The organism is Micromonospora sp. NPDC048170 (assembly GCF_040652795.1).
Taxonomy (GTDB): Bacteria; Actinomycetota; Actinomycetes; order Mycobacteriales; family Micromonosporaceae; genus Micromonospora.
The window spans coordinates 14,301-36,505 of sequence record NZ_JBEZMR010000051.1; the positions used below are offsets into that span (position 1 = coordinate 14,301).

The 22,205-nt window shown below is 72.8% G+C and carries 17 protein-coding genes; 1 reads left to right on the top strand and 16 read right to left on the bottom strand.

All coding sequences use genetic code 11. The annotated features are described in order from the left end of the window. Positions 1–4: 4 nt before the first annotated feature. From AB0D32_RS31710 to AB0D32_RS31750, 9 genes are all read right to left on the bottom strand, one after another. Complete coding sequence (locus AB0D32_RS31710) at positions 5–1,036, bottom strand: ABC transporter substrate-binding protein (RefSeq protein ID WP_357098259.1); 1,032 nt, start codon at positions 1,034–1,036, stop codon at positions 5–7. After that, positions 1,033–2,532 (bottom strand): MFS transporter, encoded by a 1,500-nt coding sequence (locus tag AB0D32_RS31715; RefSeq protein WP_357098262.1) that lies wholly within the window; start codon positions 2,530–2,532, stop codon positions 1,033–1,035. The genes AB0D32_RS31710 and AB0D32_RS31715 overlap by 4 nt, the downstream gene beginning before the upstream one ends. Next, positions 2,529–6,359 carry an amino acid adenylation domain-containing protein gene (locus AB0D32_RS31720; RefSeq protein WP_357098265.1) on the bottom strand — a complete coding sequence of 1,277 codons (3,831 nt, stop codon included), beginning with the start codon at positions 6,357–6,359 and terminating at the stop codon, positions 2,529–2,531. Before AB0D32_RS31720 ends, AB0D32_RS31715 begins: the two co-directional genes overlap by 4 nt. Further along, on the bottom strand, positions 6,352–6,588 hold the full coding sequence (locus tag AB0D32_RS31725) for a phosphopantetheine-binding protein (RefSeq protein WP_357098268.1): 237 nt from the start codon (positions 6,586–6,588) through the stop codon (positions 6,352–6,354). Before AB0D32_RS31725 ends, AB0D32_RS31720 begins: the two co-directional genes overlap by 8 nt. Before the next feature lie 92 nt (positions 6,589–6,680). After that, the gene (locus AB0D32_RS31730; protein ID WP_357098272.1) at positions 6,681–7,556 is read right to left on the bottom strand and encodes a TauD/TfdA family dioxygenase; all 876 of its coding nucleotides are present in this window, start codon (positions 7,554–7,556) and stop codon (positions 6,681–6,683) included. Positions 7,557–7,661: 105 nt separating this feature from the next. Next, positions 7,662–8,507 (bottom strand): alpha/beta fold hydrolase, encoded by an 846-nt coding sequence (locus AB0D32_RS31735; protein ID WP_357098275.1) that lies wholly within the window; start codon positions 8,505–8,507, stop codon positions 7,662–7,664. 50 nt (positions 8,508–8,557) lie between these two features. Continuing rightward, on the bottom strand, positions 8,558–10,882 hold the full coding sequence (locus AB0D32_RS31740) for a heavy metal translocating P-type ATPase (RefSeq protein ID WP_357098278.1): 2,325 nt from the start codon (positions 10,880–10,882) through the stop codon (positions 8,558–8,560). After that, a complete protein-coding gene (locus AB0D32_RS31745) occupies positions 10,869–11,891 on the bottom strand; it encodes a hypothetical protein (protein WP_357098280.1) in 1,023 nt (340 codons plus the stop codon). Before AB0D32_RS31745 ends, AB0D32_RS31740 begins: the two co-directional genes overlap by 14 nt. 55 nt (positions 11,892–11,946) lie before the next feature. Continuing rightward, complete coding sequence (locus AB0D32_RS31750; protein WP_357098283.1) at positions 11,947–12,972, bottom strand: ketoacyl-ACP synthase III; 1,026 nt, start codon at positions 12,970–12,972, stop codon at positions 11,947–11,949. A gap of 418 nt (positions 12,973–13,390) precedes the next feature. Here AB0D32_RS31750 and AB0D32_RS31755 point away from each other — a divergent pair, with 418 nt between their 5' ends. Further along, complete coding sequence (locus AB0D32_RS31755) at positions 13,391–14,575, top strand: histidine kinase (RefSeq protein WP_357098287.1); 1,185 nt, start codon at positions 13,391–13,393, stop codon at positions 14,573–14,575. A 74-nt stretch (positions 14,576–14,649) separates the two neighbouring features. Here the strand turns inward: AB0D32_RS31755 and idi are convergent, their stop codons facing one another. The 7 genes from idi to AB0D32_RS31790 form a co-directional block, all read right to left on the bottom strand. Beyond that, complete coding sequence (gene idi / locus AB0D32_RS31760; RefSeq protein WP_357098290.1) at positions 14,650–15,234, bottom strand: isopentenyl-diphosphate Delta-isomerase; 585 nt, start codon at positions 15,232–15,234, stop codon at positions 14,650–14,652. Positions 15,235–15,255: 21 nt separating this feature from the next. Then, positions 15,256–16,221 (bottom strand): UbiA family prenyltransferase, encoded by a 966-nt coding sequence (locus AB0D32_RS31765; RefSeq protein ID WP_357098293.1) that lies wholly within the window; start codon positions 16,219–16,221, stop codon positions 15,256–15,258. 47 nt (positions 16,222–16,268) lie between these two features. Further along, complete coding sequence (locus tag AB0D32_RS31770) at positions 16,269–17,075, bottom strand: TauD/TfdA family dioxygenase (protein WP_357098296.1); 807 nt, start codon at positions 17,073–17,075, stop codon at positions 16,269–16,271. Beyond that, positions 17,072–18,058 (bottom strand): isocyanide synthase family protein, encoded by a 987-nt coding sequence (locus AB0D32_RS31775; protein ID WP_357098299.1) that lies wholly within the window; start codon positions 18,056–18,058, stop codon positions 17,072–17,074. Before AB0D32_RS31775 ends, AB0D32_RS31770 begins: the two co-directional genes overlap by 4 nt. Then, positions 18,055–20,802, bottom strand: a complete 2,748-nt coding sequence (locus AB0D32_RS31780) for an AAA family ATPase (protein ID WP_357098302.1) — start codon at positions 20,800–20,802, stop codon at positions 18,055–18,057. The genes AB0D32_RS31775 and AB0D32_RS31780 overlap by 4 nt, the downstream gene beginning before the upstream one ends. A 46-nt stretch (positions 20,803–20,848) precedes the next feature. Next, complete coding sequence (locus AB0D32_RS31785; RefSeq protein WP_357098305.1) at positions 20,849–21,640, bottom strand: alpha/beta fold hydrolase; 792 nt, start codon at positions 21,638–21,640, stop codon at positions 20,849–20,851. A gap of 63 nt (positions 21,641–21,703) precedes the next feature. After that, positions 21,704–21,877, bottom strand: coding sequence for a hypothetical protein (locus AB0D32_RS31790; protein WP_357098308.1), 174 nt, complete (start codon positions 21,875–21,877; stop codon positions 21,704–21,706). Between the last annotated feature and the right edge of the window lie 328 nt (positions 21,878–22,205).

The following is a 22,205-nucleotide window of genomic DNA, read 5'->3' on the forward strand; positions in this document are numbered from 1 at the left end:
GCGGTCAGAACACCTCGGGGTGCACGGCCCGCGCGATCTTCTCGACCGCCAGGTGGTTGCTGGGGCCGAGGTAGATCGAGTCGGACAACACGACGTAGCGGTTGTTCTTCGCCGCGTCCCACTGCGGGAACTGGGCGAGCAGCTTCCGCGCGTCCCCCTCCGGATCCTTCGACATGTAGTTCACGACGAGCAGGGCGTCCACGTCCGCCTTGGCGACCTGCTCCCGGGAGAGGCTGGCGAACATCTGGTCGGTCGCGCCCTCGAAGGCGTTCATCGCACCCGACTTGGCCATGATGTCGTTCCAGATCCCGTTGCCGCCGACGGAGCTGAACTCCCCGCCCATCGCCATGCCGGGGATGATCAGCATGACCTTCTGCTTCGGCAGGTTCGCGGTCTTCGCCCCGACGCCGGCGATGTGCGCCCGGGAGTCGGCGATGATCTTCTCGGCGCGCTCGGACACCCCGAAGATGGTGCCGAGGTCGCGCAGCAGGGTGTAGCTGTCCTCGATGGTCGGCGTGCCCTTCACCGTGCCGACCTCGCCGCACGAGCTCTCCGGGGCGTACGTGTTGGCCCCGACGGCTGCGAGGTCGTCGCGGGTGGCGAAGCCCGCCTCCGCGCGGAAGCCCCCGTCGTAGGTGGAGATCACGAGGTCGGGGGTCAGCCCGATCATGGCCTCGCGCGGGATGTCCGACATGTCGTTGAGCTTGATGTTCCCCGTCGGCAGCTGCCTGATCGCGTCGACCCGGCCGTCGACCTCGGAGGCCCCGTAGGACTGCGCGTTGGCGACGACGCGGTCGCCGACGCCGAGTTCCAGCAGCGCGGAGGCCTCCGCGACGGAGCCGCCGTTCATCACCACCACGCGGCTCGGCGGGCGCTCGTAGGTGTACTTCTTGCCGCAGTTGCTGACCGTCACCGGGTAGCCCGCCTGCGGCGGATCGTTCGACAGCTCGGCCTCGCTCCTGGCCGCCGTGCAGGCCGTCGAGAGAAGAAGGGCGGCGACGGCCGCCGCCGCGAGGGGCAAACGCTTGCGATTCATCCGGTCCTCCGAACGGTTGACATGGCGACGGGCGTGGGCGCCGCCGCCCCTTCCGGTTCCGCTGCCGCAGGTGTGGGCGCGGGCGCTGCCACGGGCGCGGGCAGGTGGTGCAGACGGGCACTGAGCAGGCCGGCGCAGATCGCGGAAGCCGTGAGCAGGAGCGCGGTGGCCGCGAAGGCCGCCGTGTGGTCGGCGAAGGGCACGCCGGGGTCGCCGGGCGTCGCGCCGAGCACGGTGCGGTACCAGACCCCCGCGACGGCGACCCCGAGCGCGAGGCCGAACTGGGTCACCGTGGTCGCCATGCCGGACGCCGCGCCCGCCTCGGCGGGCCGGACCCGGCCGAGGATCCCGGCCACCAGCGGCGAGACGACCAGGCCCTGCCCGAAGCCGGCCAGCGTGACCACCGCGACGAGCATGGGTGCCTGCGTGGACTCCGGTGCCTGGACGACCGCCGCGCCCGCCAGCAGGACGGCAGCGAGCAGGCCGCAGCCCAGGACCGGGGTCGGCGTCGAGACGAGGCGTCCCACCCGCCGGTTCGCCGCCGAACCCAGCGAGAAGCCGATCCCGAGCGGTACGAACATCAGCGCCGCGGTGAGCGGCGTGAACCGCAGCCCGGTCTGCAGGTAGTAGGTGAACACGAGGAACAGCCCCGAGTTCGTGGCGAACAGGGCCAGCACGGTCAGCAGGGACAGCCGCATCCCGGGGGCGGTGACGACCCGCGGCGGGAACAACGGGTCGCCGCCGTCGCGGTGCAGGCGCCGCTGCTGGCGGACGAGTACGACGGACACGGCGAACGCGACCGGCACGCCGAGCCACAGCCACGCCGGGCCGCCCGGCCCGAAGACCAGGGGCACGAGCAGGGCGGGTGCGGCCACGATGGTGAGTGCCGCGCCCGCGAGGTCGAGCCGGTGCGGCGCCTTCGGCACGGTGCGCGGCAGGATGCCGCCCAACGCCAGGATCACGATCCCGACGGGCACGTTGACGAGCAGCGCCGGCCGCCAGCCGAGGCCTGCGATGTCGGCCTCGACGATGAGACCGCCGCCCGCGATGCCGCTGATCACGCCGAGGCCGATCACGATGCCGTAGACGCTGATGGCCCTCGCGAGCCGATCCGGGTCCCGCATGGTGGCCCGGATTATCGCGAGCACCTGGGGGGCCATGAACGCCGCCGTGGCGCCCTGCAGGAACCGGGCCACGATGAGCAGGTCGGCGTCCGGTGCGATGCCGCACAGGAGCGAGGTGAGCGTGAAGCCCGCGACGCCCCAGAGGAACACCGTGCGGTGCCCGACGCGGTCACCGAGTCGCGCGCCGGTGACCATCAGGGCCCCGAACGCGATCACGTACGCCGCGCCGACGAACTGAATCTGGTCGAAGCCCGCGCGCAGGTCGCTCTGGATGGACGGGCTGGCCACGTTGACGACGAACCCGTCCACCTGGGTCATGAACGTCGCGGCGAGCACCGCGCCGAGTCCGAGCCATTCACGTCGTTCGCTCATACTGCCCTCCGAAGGTCGCCGACAGGGGAGATCACGGCGCCGACCCGCGCCAGGGGAACGGCGGCGAGCATGCCGTCGTGGGTGCAGTCCAGCCGGTGCACGTCGATCCGCCCGTCGACGTGTGGCGCCCAGCTCTCCGGCCCGGGCCAGTCCGGTGTCTTGCCGGCGGTCGCCTCGACCAGCAGCACGTCGCCCGTGAGGCGCCGGGGCGTCCAGCCGGCGGCGAGCCGCGAGTTGCGCGCGAAGGCGTCGTACGCGAGGCGACGTTGCGCCTCGTCGAGGCCGCCCAGCACGGCCTGGCCGAGTACGGCGGCTGCCGCGTCGTGCTCGTCGGGCGGCGGCAGGTCCCGCCAGGCGGCCGGGACGGGGAACGAGTCGAGCAGCGCGAGCAGGGCCACCGACTCGCCGGACTCCGCGAGCTGCGTGGCCGCCTCGTGGGCCACCAGGCCGCCGAACGAGGCGCCGAGCAGGTGGTAGGGCCCGACGGGCTGGATCGCGCGGATACGGCGCACGTGGTCGGCGGCCAGGTCGGCGATGCTCGCGTACTCCGCGGCGGCGATCGACTGGAGCCCGTACACCGGGCGGTCGGGAAGGCTCGCCAGCAGTGCGGCGAACGACCACGCCAGCCCGGTGGCCGGCGCGACGCAGAACAGCGGCGGCCCGCTCCCCCGCGTACGCAACGGGAGCAGCGCCTCGGTCGAGCCGCCGCCGGTGTCCGTGGCGAGCGCCGGGGCGAGCTTCGCGACGGTCGGTGCCTCGAACACGGTCCGGATGCTGATCTCCACGCCGAACTCCGCGCGCACCCGGCCCATGAGCCGGGCGACGAGCAGGGAGTGCCCGCCGAGCGAGAAGAAGTCGTCGTCGATGCCGACCTCGGGCAGGCCGAGCAGGTCGGCGAAGAGCCCGCACAGGACCGCCTCGCGGTGGTCGCGCGGCGCGCGGCCACCGACCGTCGCGGTCAGGTCCGGCGCGGGCAGCGCCGCCCGGTCGAGCTTGCCGTTCGTGGTACGCGGGATCGCCTCCAGCGCGACGAACGCGGGCGGCACCATGTAGTCGGGCAGCCGCTCCGCCACGAACTGCCGCAGCGCGGCGGGCTCCGGCGCGGCGTCGCCGGTGGGCACGACGTAGCCGACGAGCCGCACCTGGCCCGGCGTGTCCTCGCGCGGCACCACCGCCGCCTGGGCGACCCCGGGGTGCGCGAGGAGGACCGCCTCGATCTCTCCCGGCTCGATGCGGAAGCCACGGATCTTGACCTGGTCGTCCGCGCGCCCGAGGAACTCCAGCGTGCCGTCGCGCCGCCAGCGGGCGAGGTCACCGGTGCGGTACATCCGGCTGCCCGGGGGGCCGAACGGGTCCTCGACGAACCGCTGCGCGGTCTGCTCCGGCCGGTCGTGGTACCCGCGGGCGACCGGCGCCCCGGCGAAGTAGAGCTCGCCCACCGTGCCGGGCGGCACGAGCCGCCGCCCCGGGTCCAGCACGTACGCCCTGGTGTTGGTGAGCGGCCTGCCCACGATCGGGTCGGCGCTCTCCGCGAGCCGGCACCACAGGGTGTCGACCGTGCACTCGGTGGGGCCGTACAGGTTGTAGACGGTCATGCCGGTGTCGCGCAGCGCCGCCCAGAGCGCGGGGCCGGTGGCCTCGCCGCCGAGCGCGAGCACGGCGGGCCGGTGCCGGCCGGCGTCGAGGAACCCGTTCGCCACCAGCTCCTCGGCGTACGTGGGCGTGATGTCCATGAAGTCGATCTCGTGGCGGGCGACGTAGTCGAGCATCGCGGCGGGGTCACGGCGTCGGTCGTCGTCGACGAAGTGCAGCTCGTGGCCGTCGAGCAGCCACAGCAGCCCCTCCCACGACGTGTCGAACGACAGCGACGCGGACAGCACGGCCCGGCACACCCGGGCGCCGGCCGCCGGCCGGATCATCGTGTCCCGGTGGTGCTGGAAGAGGTTGACCAGGCCGCGGTGCTCGACCACGACGCCCTTCGGCACGCCGGTGGAGCCGGACGTGTAGATGAGGCAGGCCGCGTGCTCGGGTGCGAGGCCGGTGTCCGGCACGGGCGTGTCGGCCGCCGCGGCCAACTCGGCGGCGGTCGCGGGGGCGTCCACGAGCAGGACCGGGACCTCCGCCTGTTGGTGGCCGGCCCACAGCGCCTCGGTGGCGAGCACCACGACGGGCGCGCTGTCGGCGAGCATCGCCGCGACCCGCCGGGCGGGCAGGTCCGGGTCGACGGGCACGTACGCGGCGCCGGCCCTGAGCACGGCGAGCAGCGCCACGATCGCCTCGGAGGTGCGGGGCAGCAGGAGCCCCACGTGCCGGTCGGGGCCCGCCCCCCGGGCGACGAGCAGGCTGGCGAGGCGGTCGACGCGGCGGTCGAGTTCGGTGAAGGTCAGCGTGGCGTCGCCGGCCACCAGGGCCGTACGGTGCGGTGTCGCGGCGGCCTGGGCCGCGAACAGCGCGGGTACGGTGACCGCCGGCAGGGGTTTCGCCGTGTCGTTCCACTCCCCCAGCAGCAGCCCGCGCTCGCCGGCCAGGAGCAGGTCGACGTCGGCGACCGGTGTGTCGGCGGCGTCCGTCACGCGGCGGAGGAAGGTCAGGAACCGGGTCAGGTGACCGGTGAGTTCCTCGTCGTCGTAGCAGTTGGGATTCGCGTCGAGGACGACCCGCAGGCCGCTGCCGTCCGCCCGGTCGTACACGTGGACGACCAGGTCCTCGACGAGCCCGGCACTGACGTTGTGCACGACGCCCCGTAGGCCGGCGAAGCGCAGGCCGTAGTCGAACGGCATGATGTTGACCGACGGCCCGAACAGCTTTCGCTCGCTGGCGACCATCCTGAGGTCGCGGCGCAGCTGCTCGTAGCGGTAGCGCAGGTGCGGACGCGCGGCCCGCAGCTCGGCCGCCACCTGCCCGGCGAGCCCCGCCAGCGTGGCGGTGGGCTCGACGCGGACCCACAGCGGCACGACGTTGGTCACCATGCACGGCACCCGCAGCGACACCGAACCGAGGCGGGACATGACGGGCAGCGCGAGCGTGAGCTCGTCCGCGCCGGTCGTCCGGTGCAGGTAGGCCGCGAAGGCCGCGATGACGGTCTCGCTCCACGTGGTACCGGTGGCCCTGGCGACCGTCTTCAACGCGTCGACGTCGGCGGCACCGAGGTCCGCGCCGGCGCGGAGCACCGTGCGCGCCAGTTTCCCGGTGCGTCGGGCGAGCACCACCGGCGCCGGCCTGCCCTCCGCCCGGGACGTCCAGTGCTCCCGCGCGGCGGCGTACCTGTCCGAGTCGGCGTAGGCCCGGTCCTCGTCGACGACGGCGGACAGCGACCCGAACGAGCGGGGCGGTGGTTCACGCCCCTCCACGAGCGCGGTGTAGAGCTCGGCCACCCGGCGGGCGACGAGGGACAGCCCGTACCCGTCCAGGGCGATGTGGTGCACGCGCTGGTACCACAGCAGGTGGTCCGGTCCGAGGCGCAGGAACGCCTGGGCGAACAGCAGGTCCTTACGCAGGTCCACGGGGGTGTCGAGGTCCGCGCGCATCCAGGCCAGCGCGGCGGCGAGCGGGTCCGCCTCGGCGCTGGTGTCGACCAGGTGCACCGGCCACGACCCGTCGCCGCGGGGGCGTTGCCACGGACGCCCGTCGGCGTCCTCCTCGAAGACGACGTTCAGCGCCTCGGCCTCGCCGACCGCCCCGCGCACCGCCGTCTCCAGCAGGCGTACGTCGACCGGGCCGTGGATCTCCACGTACTCGGCCGTGTTGAAGGCGGGGCTGTCCGGGTCGAACTGCTGGCCGGTCCAGATGCCCTCCTGTGCCGCGCCCAACGGCAGCGGCTCAGTCATCACGGCCCACCAGCAGCTTCACCCAGTGCTCCACCGTCGGCCGCTCGGCCAGCTCGACGAAGCTGACCTCGGCGCCGGCGTCGCGCCACCGTTCCATGAGGGTCATCAACCGCACCGAGTCCAGGCCACAGTCGAACAGGTCCTCCGCGTCGAAGTTCTCGTCCGGGCGACGGTGGAGCAACTCGGCGACGTCCGCCCTGATCGTCGCCGCCGTCAACTGGTCTGCCACGTCATGTCTCCCGACCTCGTGCGATGTGGACACCGGTGGGATCCGACGGTCGACGCCGCCGGATCCCACCGCAGATGGACGTCCGCGCGGGACTAGGCCGCCGCGTCCACGTCGTCGTAGACGGTGACGCGGTAGGACACGGCCGGCTCCGGCGTCGCGGTGTGCAGCGCACGGTGGATCAGGCTGCGGTTGTCCCAGAGGAGCATGTCGCCCTTCTCGAACGTCTGGAGATGGATGTTCTCGTGCTCGTAGGTGCGGTCGAGCTGACCGGTGGCCGTGAGCAGTTCCGCCAGCAGCTCCGACCTGTCGTTGCCGTCCGCGTCCTGCAACGACAGGGTGAAGCCCTCGCTGACGTACAGCACGGTCTCGTCGGTGTGCGGGTGCGCGAACGCGAGCGGGCTCGTCACCGGCGGGGTCTTCGCGTTGACCTCGTCGATGATCTCCGAGATGGGCCGGTAGACGTCGGTCGGCCGGATCTTGAAGTACCGCAGCACGCTGTGCGTCGCCGTGGTGTCCTTGACGGCGAGCTTCAGCTCCTCGGAGAGCTTCTCGTAGGCCGTCGCCATGTTGATGAAGTACGTGCCACGGTTCTTCGACGGCACGACCTGCGGGTAGATCATGGTGATGTCGAACGGGCGCGGCATGAACTGGTAGTCCGAGTGCCAGAACTTGCCGGTCTTCGGCACCCCAATCTGGCGGCCGTCCTCCTCCTTGACGTTGGAGGAGACGAACACCTCCTTCACCTCGGGGTGGTGGTAGACCGGCTCGTAGTACTCCGCGACCCGGCCCAGCCGCTCGCCGAGCGCCAGGAACTGCCGCGGCGACAGGTCCTGGTTCTTCAGTACGGCGATCTTGTTCGTGTAGATGGCCTTCTTCAGCTCGACGATCTCCTGCGGCGAAGCGGTTTCCGCGTCGAAACCCTCCACGATCACGCCGAACTTCCGGCCAGCCTGCGGTGTGATTTTCATTCGCACTCCTCTGAGCGGTGGTCCCGGGGTCCGAATACCTCAGTAGTCGCGTCCGGTCGGTCAACAGTTCCCGCCCCGACAGGTGCGCGGGGCCAAATTGCCAGCTCAATTACCGCGCTGTGGGTTCACATTTCCGAGGGCTCCTCTGCGATTCTCGGCCTGCCTTTCCCGCAGCACCTGGGCGTGACAGGCGTGGATGACGGCAGCGGCACCGTGCGGGTCGTCGCGTACGACGAAGTGACCGCTGCCGGGAATGACGAAGTGCTGCGCCCTCGGCAGCACCTGCCGGGCCCGCAGCGCGTCACGCAGCGGGACCACGCGGTCCTGGGCGGCCCACACGAGGTTCACCGGCGTCACGTCGGCGGCGTCGGCGCGGAACGAGTAGAGCCCCGCGTACCGGCTCAGGGCGGACAGGTCGCTGGTGATCATCGACGTCACGTCGGCGGCGGCCACCTCCGCCCGGAGGGCGACGGGCCGCGCCGACACGCTGCCCATGACGAACCTGCGGACGAGCCCCTTCCCGAGCAGCCGCCCGCGCGTCTTCGGCCCCACCGCGGAGGTCATCCGCAGGATGGCGTGGGTCCGTACCACGCAGATCGAGGCGTGGCAGACCGCCCGGAACCCGATGCTGCACAGGGCGGTCACCGCCGCGACGGGCACGCGGCGGGCCAGTTCGAGCGCGATCACCCCGCCGAGCGAGTGCCCGACCACGTGCGGCCGGCGCAGGCCCAGCGCGCCGATCCGCTCCGCCACGTACTCGGCGAGCCTCGGCACGACGTCACGGTCGTACCGGAGCCCCGGCACGTTCCCGTGGCCGGGCAGGTCGATCGCGACGGTCCGGGCGAACCCCGGGATGCGTTCGACGACGGCGTCCCAGCTCGCCCGGCCGAGACCGGCCGCGTGCAGCAGCAGGAGCTGAGGATCCTCCGCGAACCGGCTGGGCTCGGCCATGGTGCGGCTCCGTTCTTTCCGTGCGGGCGCGCGCCCGGCACGTGGACGCGTCAGGAGGCGGTGACCATCGCCTTGCGGGGCGCCTCGGCGGTGTCGGCCCGGTCCGGGAGTTCGTTGCCCGCGAGCGCCTTGAACCGCCGCAGCCGCAGGCTGTTCGACACCACGAAGACCGAACTGCCGGCCATGATCAGACCCGCCAGCATGGGATTGAGCAGCCCGCTCGCCGCGAGCGGGATGGCCGCGACGTTGTACGCGAAGGCCCAGAACAGGTTGCCCTTGATCGTGGCGAGGGTGCGCCGGGACAACCGGATGGCGTCCGCGACCACCCGCAGGTCACCGCGTACCACCGTCAGGTCGCCCGACTCGATCGCCACGTCGCTGCCGGTGCCCATCGCGATACCCAGGTCGGCCTGGGCGAGCGCGGCGGCGTCGTTGACGCCGTCGCCGACCATCGCGACCACCTTGCCGTCGGCCTGGAGCCGCTTGACCAGCTCGACCTTTCCGGCGGGGAGCACCTCGGCGACCACGTCCTCGATCCCCACCTCCGCCGCGATCGCCGCCGCCACCGCGGCGTTGTCACCGGTCAGCAGGATCGGGTGCAGGCCCAGCCGCCTGAACTGCGCGACCGCCGCCCGGCTGGTGGGTTTCACCCGGTCGGACACGACGAGCAGCCCCCGCAGGGCGCCGTCCCACCCGACCATGACCGACGTGCGGCCCGCCGCGTCGGCCGTCGCCTTGGCGGCGGCCAGCTCCGGGGGCAGTTCGGCCGCCCACGAGCCGAGCAACGACGCCCGGCCGACGATCACCTCGTGCCCGTCGACCGTGCCGCGCACGCCGACCCCGGTCTCGCTGGCGAAGTCCGCGACCGCGGGCAGTTCGCCGCACCGCTCCCGCGCGCCCGCGACGACGGCCCGGGCGATGGGGTGCTCCGACGCGTTCTCCAGGGCACCCGCGAGCCGCAGCAGCTGGACGTCGCTCTCCCCGTCGACGGGCACGACCTCCACGACGGACATCTCGCCGGTGGTCACCGTGCCGGTCTTGTCGAGCACGACGGTGTCGACGGTCCGGGTGGACTCCAGCACCTGCGGGCCCTTGATGAGGATGCCGAGCTGCGCGCCCCGCCCGGTGCCGACGAGCAGCGCGGTCGGCGTCGCCAGTCCCAGCGCGCACGGACAGGCGATGATCAGGACGGCCACGGCCGCGGTGAAGGCGGCGGCCGCCGGCTGGCCGGAGCCGAGCCAGTAGCCCAGCGTGGCGAGCGACAGCGCGATCACGCCGGGCACGAACACCGCCGACACCTGGTCCGCGAGCCGCTGGACCGCGGCCTTGCCGGTCTGCGCCTCCTCGACGAGCCTGGCCATCTGGGCGAGCTGCGTCTCGCCGCCCACCCGCGTGGCGCGGACGACGAGCCGCCCGCCGGCGTTCACCGTGGCGCCGACGACCTCGTCGCCGGGCCCCACCTCGACGGGCACGGACTCGCCGGTCAACATGCTCGCGTCGACCGCGGAGGAACCCTCCTCCACGACACCGTCGGTCGCCACCTTCTCGCCCGGCCGCACGAGGAACCGGTCGCCGACCGCGAGCGCCGAGATCGGCACGATCACCTCGGCGCCGTCGCGCAGCACCGTCACGTCCTTGGCGCCCAGCGACAGCAGCGCGCGCAGCGCGGCGCCGGAGCGACGCTTCGCCCGGGCCTCGAAGTAGCGCCCACAGAGGATGAAGAGGGTCACGCCCGCGGCGACCTCCAGGTACATGTTGCCCTCGCCGGGCGTGCGCTCCAGGGTGATCCGGAACGGGTGCCGCATGCCGGGCACGCCGGCGGTGCCGAGGAACAGCGTGTACAGCGACCACGCGAACGCGGCGAGCGTGCCCACCGAGACGAGCGTGTCCATCGAGGCGGCGGCGTGCCGGAGGTTGGCGAAGGCGGCCCGGTGGAACGGCCACGCCCCCCACACCACGACCGGCGCGGTCAGCGTCAGGCAGGCCCACTGCCAGTACTCGAACTGGAACTGGGAGAACATCGACATCGCGATGACCGGCACCGCCAGCACGGCGACGACCCAGAGGCGGTGGCGGGCCGCCCGCAGCTCACGGTCGTGCTCGGCCTCCTCCGTGGCCGCCGGGTCCGGAGCGTCCACCGTCGGCGTCGCGGGCGGCAGCACCGGCCGGGCCGTGAAGCCGATCTCCTCGACGGCGGCGATCACCTCCGCCTGCGTGACCCGGTCGGTGACCAGCACCTTCGCCTTCTCGGTGGCGTAGTTGACGGTCGCCTCCACCCCGTCGATCCCGTTGAGGCGCTTCTCGATGCGCGCCGCGCAGGCCGCGCACGTCATGCCGCCGATCAGCAGTTCCAGTTGGTTCTCAGCCGTGGCCATGCGTGCCCTCCTCCGTGCTGCCGCCGGTGGTGCCACCGGTGGTGGTGCCGCCCGGGGCGACGCCACCGTTCTTCGCGGCCTCCTCGTTGCGTGCCTTGGCCGCCGCGAAGGCCTCCTCGCTCAGGCCGTGCGGCGGCGGGTTCGGGCCGTTCACGCGCAGGGTGAACGCCGCCGTGCGCACCGTGCCCTGGTGCTGGAAGTCCAGGAACAGCCGGTAGTCGCCGAAGGTGGGGGCGGTGGCGTGGAAGACGATGTCCGGACCGGGGGCGGTCTTCCCGTCGCCCGGCGTGCCGTCGGGGTGGACGTGCAGGTACGCCATGTCGCCGTCGCGGAGCGCGACCAGGTGGCCGAACGCGCCCAGGTACGGCTCCAGGTCGGTGACCGGCTTGCCGTTCCTCGCGACGCTGAGCGTCAGCTTGCCGTCCTTGCCGGGCGTGAGCTCGCCGCCGAGGGTCACCGTGTAGCCGTCGACCGTCGCGGTGGTCGAGGGCGCGGGCAGCGCCTCCGGCCGGTAGTCGCCCGAGACCGACACGTCCGCCCCGAGGGTCTCGCCGTGGATGCCCCACAGCGGCATGTAGTCGGCGAAGACCCGGTACTCGCCCGCCGCCGCGAAGGCCAGCGGCACCCGCCACACGCCGTCCGGGCCGAGGTTCGGGTGGACGTGCTGGAAGTTCGTCAGGTCGCGCCGCGCCACGATGAGGTGCATCAGCTTCTCGTGTTGCGGCTTGTACTTCACCAGGGGCGTACCGTCGTGTTGCAGGATCTGGAAGGCGAAGGTCTGTTTCGTCCCCGCCCGGACGTTGTCCGTGATCACCTTCAGGAACATGCTCTCGTGGGAGATGGCCAGGCCACCCGGGCCTTCCTCCTCCTCGGCCGCGGCCGGCTTGACGGCGGGTGCGGCGGGTGCGGCGGTTGGTGGGGGCCCGACCACGCGGCCGACGGCGTAGGCGCTCCCGAGCACCAACACCAGGGCGAGCGCGAACGCGCCGAGCTTCGTCAGGGTCTTCATGAGTAACCGTCCTGTGTCGACACGGTTGACGTGGAAGCGGACAGGGATCGGGAGGTCACGCCGGACGCCCTCCCGGGTCCGGGCCGGGCGCCCGGCCCCACCGCAGCAGGCATCCTCCGAACGACATCCCTCCGCCGAACGCCAGCAGGAGGACGAGGTCGCCGTCGCGGAGCAGTCCGGCCCGGTTGGCGTGGTCGAGGGTGAGCGGCACGGAGGCGCTGCCGACGTTCGCGTACTCCTCCACCGTGCGGTGCGTGTGCGCGGCGGTCAGCCCGCACGCGCGCACCAGCTCGTCGAGGAGCAGGCCGTTGGGCTGGTGCGGCACGACGTGGGCGACGTCGCCCGTGCCGACGCCCGCCCTGGCCAGCAGCTTGTCCACGAACGGCGGGACGTCCTGGAGGACCAGCTCGGTGACGTCGCGCCCGCGCATCCGGAAGAAGTGGCCACCGTCGGCCACGGTCGCCGCGGACGCCGGCAGCCTGCTGCCACCGGCCTCCACCCGGATCAGGTCGCCGGCGTCTCCCCTGCTGGCCAGCTCGTACCCGACGACACCGCGCCCCGGTGGCGCCGCCCCCACGACGGCCGCGCCCGCACCGTCGCCGAACAGCACGGCGGTGCGCCGGTCGTCGAAGTCCAGGATGCGCGAGTACACGTCGGCGCCGACCACCAGCGCGTGTGCGCCCGGCCGGTCCGCCACCAGCGACTGCGCCAGCACCAGGGCGTGCACGAATCCCGCGCACACGGCGTTGACGTCGAAGCACGCCGCCCCGTACGCACCGAGACGTTCCTGCACCAGGCAGGCCGTCGGCGGCTGCGGGTGGTCCGGGGTCGACGTCGACACGACGAGGTAGTCGACGCGGTCGACGCCGAGGCCCGCGTCCCGCAGCGCGCGGGCCGCGGCCCGTACCGCGAGGTCCGACGTGGCCTCCTCCGCCGCCGCGAAACGGCGCGAACGAATGGCGGTCTTACGCACGATCCATTCCGGGCTCGCACCCGGTACGCGACGCGCGATTTCCTCGTTCGGCAATGCTCGCGCGGGCACCCAGGATCCGGTGCCCAGAATTCCGACGGATGAGGACACAGCAGCCTCCAAAGAGGAGAGGCATTTCGTGCCTGCAAATTAGCCGAGCCGAACCATCGACCGCAATCACGTAATGCATCCGTCGGCGCGACTCGCGGCGCAAATTACCACCCGATGGCGGAAACAGTTTCGAGGCGATGGAACGTGCAATTTCCGGAACCGCCCGACGGGCTGTCCGACGACAGGGCGGACCGTCGAGACGACCCGTCACACGGGCGAGCCCGGCGGGTGGCGCGGCGGTACGGACGGCTCCACATCGGCGCGAACGCATCGTGACGGATACCATGCATTCCGTGGCGATCGGAATCTTGGCGGCGACAGATCCGTCCGCCCCGCCGTCCCGATCGGCGCGGCCGGCCCCGCCGATCGGGCCGACGCCGCTCGGCGCGCGCCGCGTCCGCCGGGGGCGGTGGCGCTGATGGCCACCGGGGCCCGTCCCGCCGGCCTGGCGCGGCACCCCGTCGCGCCGGCTCGCACCCTGTCGACACCGGCCATGCGCCGGGCGAGACTGTGTGTCCTGGCGGGCGCCACGAGCGGGGTCGCGGCATGCGTGCTGCTCGCGGCCCTTCAGCTGCGCCGCGAGCCCGATCCGCGATGGATCGTGTCCGGCGCGGTCGGGTCACTGGTGCTGGTCACGGCGTTGGCCGGGGCCCTGTACCAGGCGGTCGTGCCGGGGCCGGTCGGGACCACCGGCCGGTCGCTGCTGGTCGGCTGCGCCACCGCCGTGCTGTCCGTCCCGCTCGTCGGGCCGGTCGGCGGCACCCCGGGACGGAGTTGGGCGTTCCTGGGCGCCGCGCTCGTCGGGGCCGCGCCGCTGCTGCTGCCGCTCCGGTACGCGGTGACCCTGATGGCCGCGACGGTGCTGGTGTCCGCGGCGACCACCTGGTGGCTCGGCGGCCCCGTGCGCGACGCGGTGACCGCCACGTTGGTGCTCGGGCTGTCGTTGGCGGTGTGGAACGTGCTGCACCTGTGGTTCTGGACGTTCCGCGCGCAGGCCCGGGAGGGGCGCGACGCCCTGGCCCGGCTGGCGGCGGCCGACGAACGACTACGGTGCGCCGGGGACGTGTACGCCCTGCTCGCCAACGAGCTGTCGGCGATCGTCCTCAAGGCCGAGCTGGCCTCGCGGCTGGCACTGGTCGACGGGGAGCGGACCAGGCAGGAGACCACCGAGATGCGGGCGCTCGCGGCGTCCGCGCTGGCCCGGATGCGCGAGGCCGTGCACGGCTACCGCAGCGTCGGCCTGCGTGAGCAGGCGGACACGGTGGCACGGGTGCTGGGCGCCTCGGGGGTGCGGTGCACCGTGGCGCTGCCGGAACCGGACCTGCCGCCTGCGCTCGCCGAGCCGCTGGCGTACGTGCTGCGGGAGGCGGGCACCCACGTGCTGCGGCACGGCGAGGCGCGGTGGTGCACCGTCGAGATCGTCCGCGAGGCGTCCACGGCACGGCTGACGGTGGTCAACGACGGCGCCGGCCACGAGGCTCCGGGCATCGACAGCAGTGGGCTGCCGCAGCTCGCCGACCGCCTGCGGGACGCGGGCGGCACGCTGCGTACCTGGCGGGAGGGCGACACGTTCACCGTGGAGGCCACCGTGCGCACGGGGTAGGTGCGGCGGTCGCCGCACGCGGACGGGCGTTCCGTGCCCGACCCCGCCGGTGGACACGGAACGCCGCACGCCGCTCAGCCGATGGCCGTCAGCGCCCCTCCGGGCAGGAGGCACTCGTCGGCCGTCGGCCAACGGGTCGGATCGTCGCCCAGGGTGATGAGCTCGGCGACCTGGAGACGGCACCACGGCGACACCGAGATGTCGCCCGTGCCCACCGCGTACACGAAGTCCGCCCAGTCGACCCACTCGAAGTCGCCGATGGCGGCCGGGTCCGGGGTCGGACGGTCGTCGGTCACCACCCGGAACACCGGGGACACGGCGTTCTCCGCGACGCCGTTGTCCATCACCGCGCGATACCGGAACGCGGGCAGGACCAGGTCCGGCGCGGGCGCCGCCAGACCGAGTTCGGCACGCACCGTACGGGTCACCGCCGCGGGGACCGGCTCGCCCGGGGCGGGATGCCCGTAGCACGAGTTCGTCCAGATCCCCGGCCAGGTGCGCGTCCGGTCGCTGCGCATGGTGAGCAGCAGCTTCGCGTCGCTGGTGAAGACGTAACAGGAGAACGCCAGGTGCAACGGCGTACGCAAATGGTGCACCGTCGCGCCCTCGGTGGCGCCCACGGGCCGTCCCTCCTCGTCCAGCAGCACGACCTGCGCCATGGTGTCCCTCCCCACCGGGATTCAGCTCGCCTGTGCGAAGGCGGCGGCGATCACGGTTCCCCAGCCGGTGCTCGCCACCTGCAACGGCACCAGCTTCGCCCGGGGCCGCAGGAACGCCAGCGCGTCCGCGAGGGGCTTGCCGCGCACGCCGCGCCAGGTTCCCGAGACGTGCGCCAGCGCGAACGCGATGGCCGCGATCATCGGGACGGCGCCCCAGGTGAACCCGCCGATGGCGAGCACCGACACGCACACCGTGGAGCCGCCGACCGCGATCAGGCCGCTCGCCACCGCCATCGCGCGGGACAGGCCCAGGGCGCGTACGCACGTGCGGATGTCGAAGGCGGCGTCCTCCGGCCAGTCCTCGGCGGTGTTGACCATGACGATGCCGACCTGGTTCAGGCCGAAGCCGATGATCACGGCCAGCAGCGGCCACGACAGCTCACCGGGCACGGACCGCACGACGACGAGCATCGGCAGCCAGATCAGCACGGCGGCGAGGCCGGGGATCTGGCCCACGCCGGAACTCTTCAGGTGCACCGGCGGAATGGAGTACTGGGCGCCGATCCAGAGGGTGAACGCGACCAGGGGCAGGATGTCCCAGTGCCCGGTGCGGAAGGTGAAGTAGGTCGCGAGGGCGAGCACGCCCGCGCCGGTGGCGGCGATCTGCCACCGCACGTTGCGCAGCCCCAGCCCGTACACCGCCTCGGAGAGCCACGTCTTGTACACGGCGTCGACGTCGCGGTCGGCGTACGCGTTGGTCATGTCGATGAAGTGCATGATGGACAGCGCCATCACGATCACGAGTGCGAAGTGGACCGAGGCCAGGGTGCCCACGTCGTCGACCGACAGCAACGACGGGATCGCGTAGATGGCCAACATGACGGGCAGGAACTCGACCCGGCGGATGCGGACGGAGTGGTAGATCGGGCGCCGCGCGACGGGCGCGGCCGGTGTGGGCGCGCCCGCGCGCGCCTCGTCGACGGTCATGGTGTCTTCCTTCGGGGGTTGAGGACCGTGAGCGCCCCGGACCGTGGTCAGAGGATCTGGATCCGCTGGAGGTGCCGGGAGGAGTTGCCGCGGAAGGCGTTGCGGCCGTGCAGCAGCGCCTGGTTGTCGACGGCGACGATGTCGCCCTCGACCCACTCGTGGTGGTAGCAGACGTCCGGGTGGTGCAGCCGGTCGCGCAGGTCGGCCATGAACGGCTCGGCCTCCTCGGCCGACCTGCCGCCGATGGAGACCCACACCGGGTTGCGGTAGCGCTCCGGATCGAGCGGCTCGCCGTACCGCATGATCGTCTCGCCCGTCTCCGAATGCGTGGTGAGCAGCGGCGACACGGTCTCGCCGCCGTAGTAGCCGAGCTTCTCCGTGCGGTAGCTGACCTCCGTCCCCGCCCACTCGCGCACCAGCTCCGGCGAGGCGCGCCGGATCACGTCGGTGCTGTCGGAGAACACCGTCTCGCCACCGCCGCCGGGCACCGGCGCCTCGACGCACTGGAAGAGGAAGTACCGCGGTGCGGCCCGGGCGAACGCGCCGTCCCAGTGGAACGGCACGTCGGTGCGGCTGAACAGGTAGTTCTTGGGGTCCTCCTGCACCACCAGATCCAGGACGGCGCCGAAGTCCCAGGTCAGCACCTCGCCCCAGGTCTCGCAGTAGGCGAGAAGGTCCTCCCTGCTCAGCAGCGGAAAGCCGCGCAGCACGACCACCTTGGACTCGACGGTCCAGCGCTCCAGCGTCGCGGGCGCGATGTCCCGCAGGTCGGCGCCGTCGTACCGCGCCGTCAGCAGCGTGCCGAACGGCGCCAGCGGCGTCCGGTCGACGCGCAGCTCGTCTGTGGTGGTCATGACGCGATGTCCTCCTGCCGGAAGTGGGGGTTGACGTAGTGGCTCGGCCGGCCGTTGCGCCAGACGAGCGAGGCCCGGTCGCTCTCGGCCTGGCTGCGCTTGACCAGCGTCAGGGTGACGCCGTCGTCGAGGACGACGCCGTGCCACGGCGTCAGCCAGCTGTCCCTGGTGCGGATGAGGTGGAGTCCGATCTTCTCGGCGTGCCGGGGCTGCGGGTGGATGGACAGCCGCAGCGAGTCGGGGAACTTCGTGCCGACCAGGTCTCCCCAGGCCCTGCTGCGCCGGATCATCTGGTACGCGAACTCCTTGCAGTGCTCGCGCAGCTTGGTCCGGCTCAGGCCGGGGTGCAGCGGGGCCTGGTCCTCGAGCATGAACCGGTGCATGCCGTTGAACAGCGACCGGGCGCCCAGGTCGGTCAGCACCTCGGCCCGGATGTCCTCCAGGGGCGTGGCGTACTTGTCGAGGAGCAGCTGGCGCATGTCGTCGTAGGGCATCGCGCCGAACGCGTCGTCGAGCGAGTACATCGACACCGCGGACGCGCCGGTCTGGTCGATGATGCGTTGCAGCTCGGTGCGGTACGCGGTCACGTCCTCGTCGGGGATGCCGAGCAGGTCCGAGAAGACGTGGCCGTCGGAGCAGATGAGGATGCGCGCGCCCGTCGGGTGGTAGTGGCTGACCTGCTCGCAGAAGGACTGGAGGAACTCGACGGAGATCCGTTCACCGAGGTCGGGCAGCGCACCGACCACCTTCTCCGGGTTGCGGGACTTCGCGGGGAACGCCGGCAGCACGAAGTGCAGCGGTTCGCCGCTGCGCAGGTAGCGGCCCACCCGCTCCTCGTGGGTGGCGAAGCAGTCGTCGCACGGCTGCCCTCCGCACGGGTCGTCGGCGTGCTCGAGACGGCGGAAGCGGAAGACCAGTTCGAGTATCTGCCGGGCGAGCGTGCGCTCGCGGCTACCGACCTGTTCGTCCTCGGCAACGGTCATGTCGTGTCCGATCGCATCGTGGTTTCCTTGTCGCCGGAGGGCCGGCCGACCGGGGCGACGCGCCGACGCCTCGTCCCTCGCGCGCCCTTCGGCGGGTCGATGTGCAGCAGCTCCGTACGCGTGCTGATCTTCAATTTCCGGTAGGCCCGCGTCAGGTGCTGCTCGACCGTGCTGACGGTGATGAACAACCTGTCGCCGATCTCCCGGTTGGTGTGCCCGCGGGCGGCCAGGTTCACGACGCGGCGTTCGGCGTCGGTCAGGGTGGCGAGGCCCTCCTTCGCGCCGGCCACGGCGGGATCGAGGGTGTCGTCGGGCGGCCTGAGCTTGCGCCGCAGCAGTTCGGCGTGGCAGCCCTCGGCGAGCTGGAGGGCGTGGGCGCCCATCATCTTGGCGCGCCCGAACTCGCCGAGCGCGTGCCCGGTCTGGCTCAGGTCCGCGAAGACGTGGGCCAGCTCGTGCCGGTCCCCGCTGGCGTGCAGCAGGTCCATCGCCTCGCGCAGCATCACCTGGCGCTGCTTGGGCGCGTACGCCGCCGCCAGCGCGCGCAGCCCCATGCCCTTGGCGCGCGGCGTGTCGCCGCCCGGCAGCGCCAGGTGTTCGGCGACCAGCTTCCGGGCCCGGTCCGGCTGGCCCATCCGCACGTACAGCCGGGCGAGGTCGACCCGCCACGGCAGCGCGCAGGGATCGTCGGCGCCCCAGCCCACGGCGAGCTGGCCGGTGGTCTGGAAGTCCGCGAGGGCGGCGTGCCGCCGGTCCACGGCGTCGTAGTAGACGCCCCGGGCCCGCAGGTACTGCGGCCAGAACAGGCTCTGGCGCATCGCGGCCGGCGTGGGCTCCCGCAGGGCCGCCTCGGCCCGGGCGAGCTGCCCGGTCATCGTGCAGGCGAGGACCAGGTGCGCGAGCGGCGAGCCGACGGCGATCCCCCAGGCGGCGGGCGGCATCGTGGCCAGCGCGTCGCGCGCGTGCCGCTCGGCGGCGGCGAGGTCGCCGCGGCACAGGGCGACGGCGGCCCGCACGTCGGTCAGGACGGCCCGCCAGCTCGTGATCTCCTGCGCCGCGGCCTCCTCGGCCAGCTTCTCGCACCAGTCGGCGGCACGGTCGAGGTGGTCGGCGTGGATCAGGACCCGCAGCGCGTGCCACACCGACACCAGGAGGGAGTCACCGGGGCGGGCGCGTTGCAGCACCTCCTCGGCGCGGTCGAGGGCCGCGCCCGGCCCGGGGTCGCCGGGCTCGCCGCCGCCGTGCGGACGGCAGTGGCGCAGCCACTCGCGGGTGGCGAGGTGGTCGGCGCCGAGGTCCGGATCCGGGTGCGTGGTGAGGTCACCCACCCCGCCGAGCGCCTCCGCCGCCTCGTCGTGCCGGCCCTGCCAGGCGAGCGAGCGGGCGAGCAGGAGCGTGTCGGTCTCGTCGAGGAGGCCGGCACGGGCGGCCCGTGCCAGCGACGAGAGGTGACGCGGAACGGCCTCGGGGTCGCCGCGCCAGTGCACCCGGACGAGGGCCGCCTCCACGGCGGCCCGCTCCCGGCCGTCCTCGGTGGAGCCCAACGCCAGTTCCAGGCAGTCCACCGCATGGCGTACGGCGCCGCCGGCGACGGCCTCCCCGGCCGCCGCGACCAGCACGGGTGTGGCCCAGGACCCGGCCGGCTCGCCGACGTCCACCAGGTGCGCGGCCACCTCGGCGGCGGACGCGCCCTCCTCGTGGAGCAGGCGGGCGGCCCGCGAGCGCAGTGCCGACTGCGTTTCCGGCGGGCAGTCGTCGAGCACCGCGGCGCGCACCGCCGGATGGTGGTAGGCGTGTCCCTGGGTGAGGCCCGCCTCGGCGAGCGCGCCGAGCACCTGCCGGGTGGTCGCCGCGCACAGGCCCGCCAGCCCGGTGACGAGCCCGGCGGACGCGGACGGGCCGACGATCGCGAGAGCGCGGGCGACGTCGAGCAGGCGGGGGTCGCTGCGGTGCAGGCAGGCGAGCGCCGCCTGGACGAACGACTCGCCCACCGTCGGCGCCACGTCCCCGTCGCCGCCGCTGAGGGCGTCGTCGAGCAGCGCGTGTACGAGCATCGGGTTGCCGCCGCTGACGGCGTGTGCCGACGCGGCGAACCGCCGGGCGTCCTCCGGCCGGATCCGCTCGGCGAGCAGCCGCCCGACGCCGTCGGGTGACAGCGGGAGCAGCCGCAGGTGACGGCAGTGCGGCTGCCGCGTGAGTTCGGCACGGAACGCCGCCGCCTCGGGCCGCGCGCCGACGCATCCGCTGAGCACCAGCAGCACCCGCGCGAAGCGGATGCGCCGTTGCAGGTACAGCAGCGCCTGCAACGACAGGGGGTCCGCGAACTGGACGTCGTCGACGACCACCAGCAGGGCCTGGTCGGCGGCGACGTCGAGGAGGACCTGGCAGACGTCCTCCAGCAGTTGCGCGTCGCCGTGCCGCAGGGCCGGGGCGTCCGGGTCCCCCGCCGGACCGGTGTCGCGCCGCAGCAGCGGCAGGTGGTCGGTCGCGGTGGTCTGGGCCCGGAGGCTGTGGAACAGCTGCCCCACCACCCCCAGGGGGATCATGCTCTCCGCGACCGAACAGGCCGCGGTCAGCACGAGCGCGCCGTCGCCGGCGGCCACCTCGGCGACGGCGTTCACCAGTCGGGTCTTCCCGCTGGCGACGCCGCCGTCGACCAGCGCCACCCGGCCCTGGCCCGCGGCGGCCGTCGCGTACGTCCCGGCCAGGTCGGACAGCAGGTGTTCTCTCTCGATCAGTGCCATGTGGGTCACCTCCGGACACTCCTGAGGCTCGGGGTCGACCGGCGACTCACCCCGGTCGTTCGGCGTGGGCGAACGTGGCGCCGCCACGCGAAGCCGAGCTGAGCGACCGGGTGTGCGCCCTGATGCTGCGCAGCACCGCGGACATGTTGTCGTTGAGATAGAAGTGACCGCCCGGGTGGACGACGAACTCGAACCCCGCGTCGGTGTGTTCCTGCCACGCCCGTGCCTCGTCGACCGTCACCCGTGGGTCGCTGTCGCCGACGTGCGCGACGATCGGGCAGTCCAGGCGTGGCCCCGGCCGGTGCTCGTAGGTCTCGGCCGCGGTGTAGTCGGAGCGGATGGCGGGCAGCACCATCCGCAGCACGTCCTCGTCCTCCAGCAGCGCGCTGTCGGTGCCCGCCAGTGCGCGTACCTCGGCGACGAGGCCGGCGTCGTCCCGCAGGTGGGTCCGCTCGACCTTGCGCAGGTGCGGCGCCCGCCTGCCGGAGACGAACAGCGCGGTCGGGCCGACGCCCGCCCGCCGGAGCCGCAGCGAGACCTCGAACCCGATGGTCGCGCCGAGGCTGTGGCCGAACACGGTGATCGGCCGGTCGACCAGTGGAAGCAGCGCCGCCACCAGCCGGTCCGCGATCTCGTGGGCCGACGTGAGGCCCGGCTCCCGCAACCGGTCCTGGCGACCGGGGTACTGGACGGCGAGCACGTCGACCTCGGGTGCGAGTTCCCTGGCCACCCGGATGAAGTAGCTCGCCGAGCCGCCCGCGTGCGGCAGGCACAGCAGCCTGGTCGCCGCCTCGTCCGCCGGATGGAGCCGGCGCACCCACAGGTCGGTGTCTGTCATCTCGTTCCCCCCGCGAATCAGACTCGTGGTCGCCGGTACCGGTGGCGGTTGCGTCGGGTTCCGTCAGCGGCCCGCGTCCGCCCGGGCCTCGCTCCAGCTGATGGTGGTGGGCCGGACCGCGGCCAGGTCGCTGGTGGACCAGCTGTCCAGGACGTCAATTCGGACGTCGCCGTCCGTGGGAGCGTCGGCGCCCTCGAAGAAGAAGGCATTGAGAATCTCGGTCGCGTTGACAGACATGGGAGTCCCCTCTCGCACAGCTTGGCCGGTGGTGCGGAACGCCACTTAAACCTGCTGCACGGGTGTCTGTTTCAACAAGGTCTGCGCTCATCGCCTGAGCGAAGGTTCATCACAGCACAATCATGAATCGCTCATACCCGCCACACACGGCAGGCTCGTTGAAGACTGTCAATGCTTGATCCGGTCACGGGAACGACCTTCAGGAGCTCAGGGGCGCTGTTCCCCCCTCCGGTGTGCGGCGTTCATCCAACCCGGATGACGAACTCACCCCCCACCACCCACCCACAATGCCTGACCAGCAACTCCACACTTCCCACCCAACAACCCA

Coding starts and splice junctions, on each gene's coding strand:
- AB0D32_RS31710 (WP_357098259.1), bottom strand. CDS start 1,036: ATGAATCGCAAGCGTTTGCCCCTCGCGGCGGCGGCCGTCGCCGCCCTT.
- AB0D32_RS31715 (WP_357098262.1), bottom strand. CDS start 2,532: ATGAGCGAACGACGTGAATGGCTCGGACTCGGCGCGGTGCTCGCCGCG.
- AB0D32_RS31720 (WP_357098265.1), bottom strand. CDS start 6,359: ATGACTGAGCCGCTGCCGTTGGGCGCGGCACAGGAGGGCATCTGGACC.
- AB0D32_RS31730 (WP_357098272.1), bottom strand. CDS start 7,556: ATGAAAATCACACCGCAGGCTGGCCGGAAGTTCGGCGTGATCGTGGAG.
- AB0D32_RS31735 (WP_357098275.1), bottom strand. CDS start 8,507: ATGGCCGAGCCCAGCCGGTTCGCGGAGGATCCTCAGCTCCTGCTGCTG.
- AB0D32_RS31740 (WP_357098278.1), bottom strand. CDS start 10,882: ATGGCCACGGCTGAGAACCAACTGGAACTGCTGATCGGCGGCATGACG.
- AB0D32_RS31745 (WP_357098280.1), bottom strand. CDS start 11,891: ATGAAGACCCTGACGAAGCTCGGCGCGTTCGCGCTCGCCCTGGTGTTG.
- AB0D32_RS31755 (WP_357098287.1), top strand. CDS start 13,391: ATGGCCACCGGGGCCCGTCCCGCCGGCCTGGCGCGGCACCCCGTCGCG.
- idi (WP_357098290.1), bottom strand. CDS start 15,234: ATGGCGCAGGTCGTGCTGCTGGACGAGGAGGGACGGCCCGTGGGCGCC.
- AB0D32_RS31765 (WP_357098293.1), bottom strand. CDS start 16,221: ATGACCGTCGACGAGGCGCGCGCGGGCGCGCCCACACCGGCCGCGCCC.
- AB0D32_RS31770 (WP_357098296.1), bottom strand. CDS start 17,075: ATGACCACCACAGACGAGCTGCGCGTCGACCGGACGCCGCTGGCGCCG.
- AB0D32_RS31775 (WP_357098299.1), bottom strand. CDS start 18,058: ATGACCGTTGCCGAGGACGAACAGGTCGGTAGCCGCGAGCGCACGCTC.
- AB0D32_RS31780 (WP_357098302.1), bottom strand. CDS start 20,802: ATGGCACTGATCGAGAGAGAACACCTGCTGTCCGACCTGGCCGGGACG.
- AB0D32_RS31785 (WP_357098305.1), bottom strand. CDS start 21,640: ATGACAGACACCGACCTGTGGGTGCGCCGGCTCCATCCGGCGGACGAG.
- AB0D32_RS31790 (WP_357098308.1), bottom strand. CDS start 21,877: ATGTCTGTCAACGCGACCGAGATTCTCAATGCCTTCTTCTTCGAGGGC.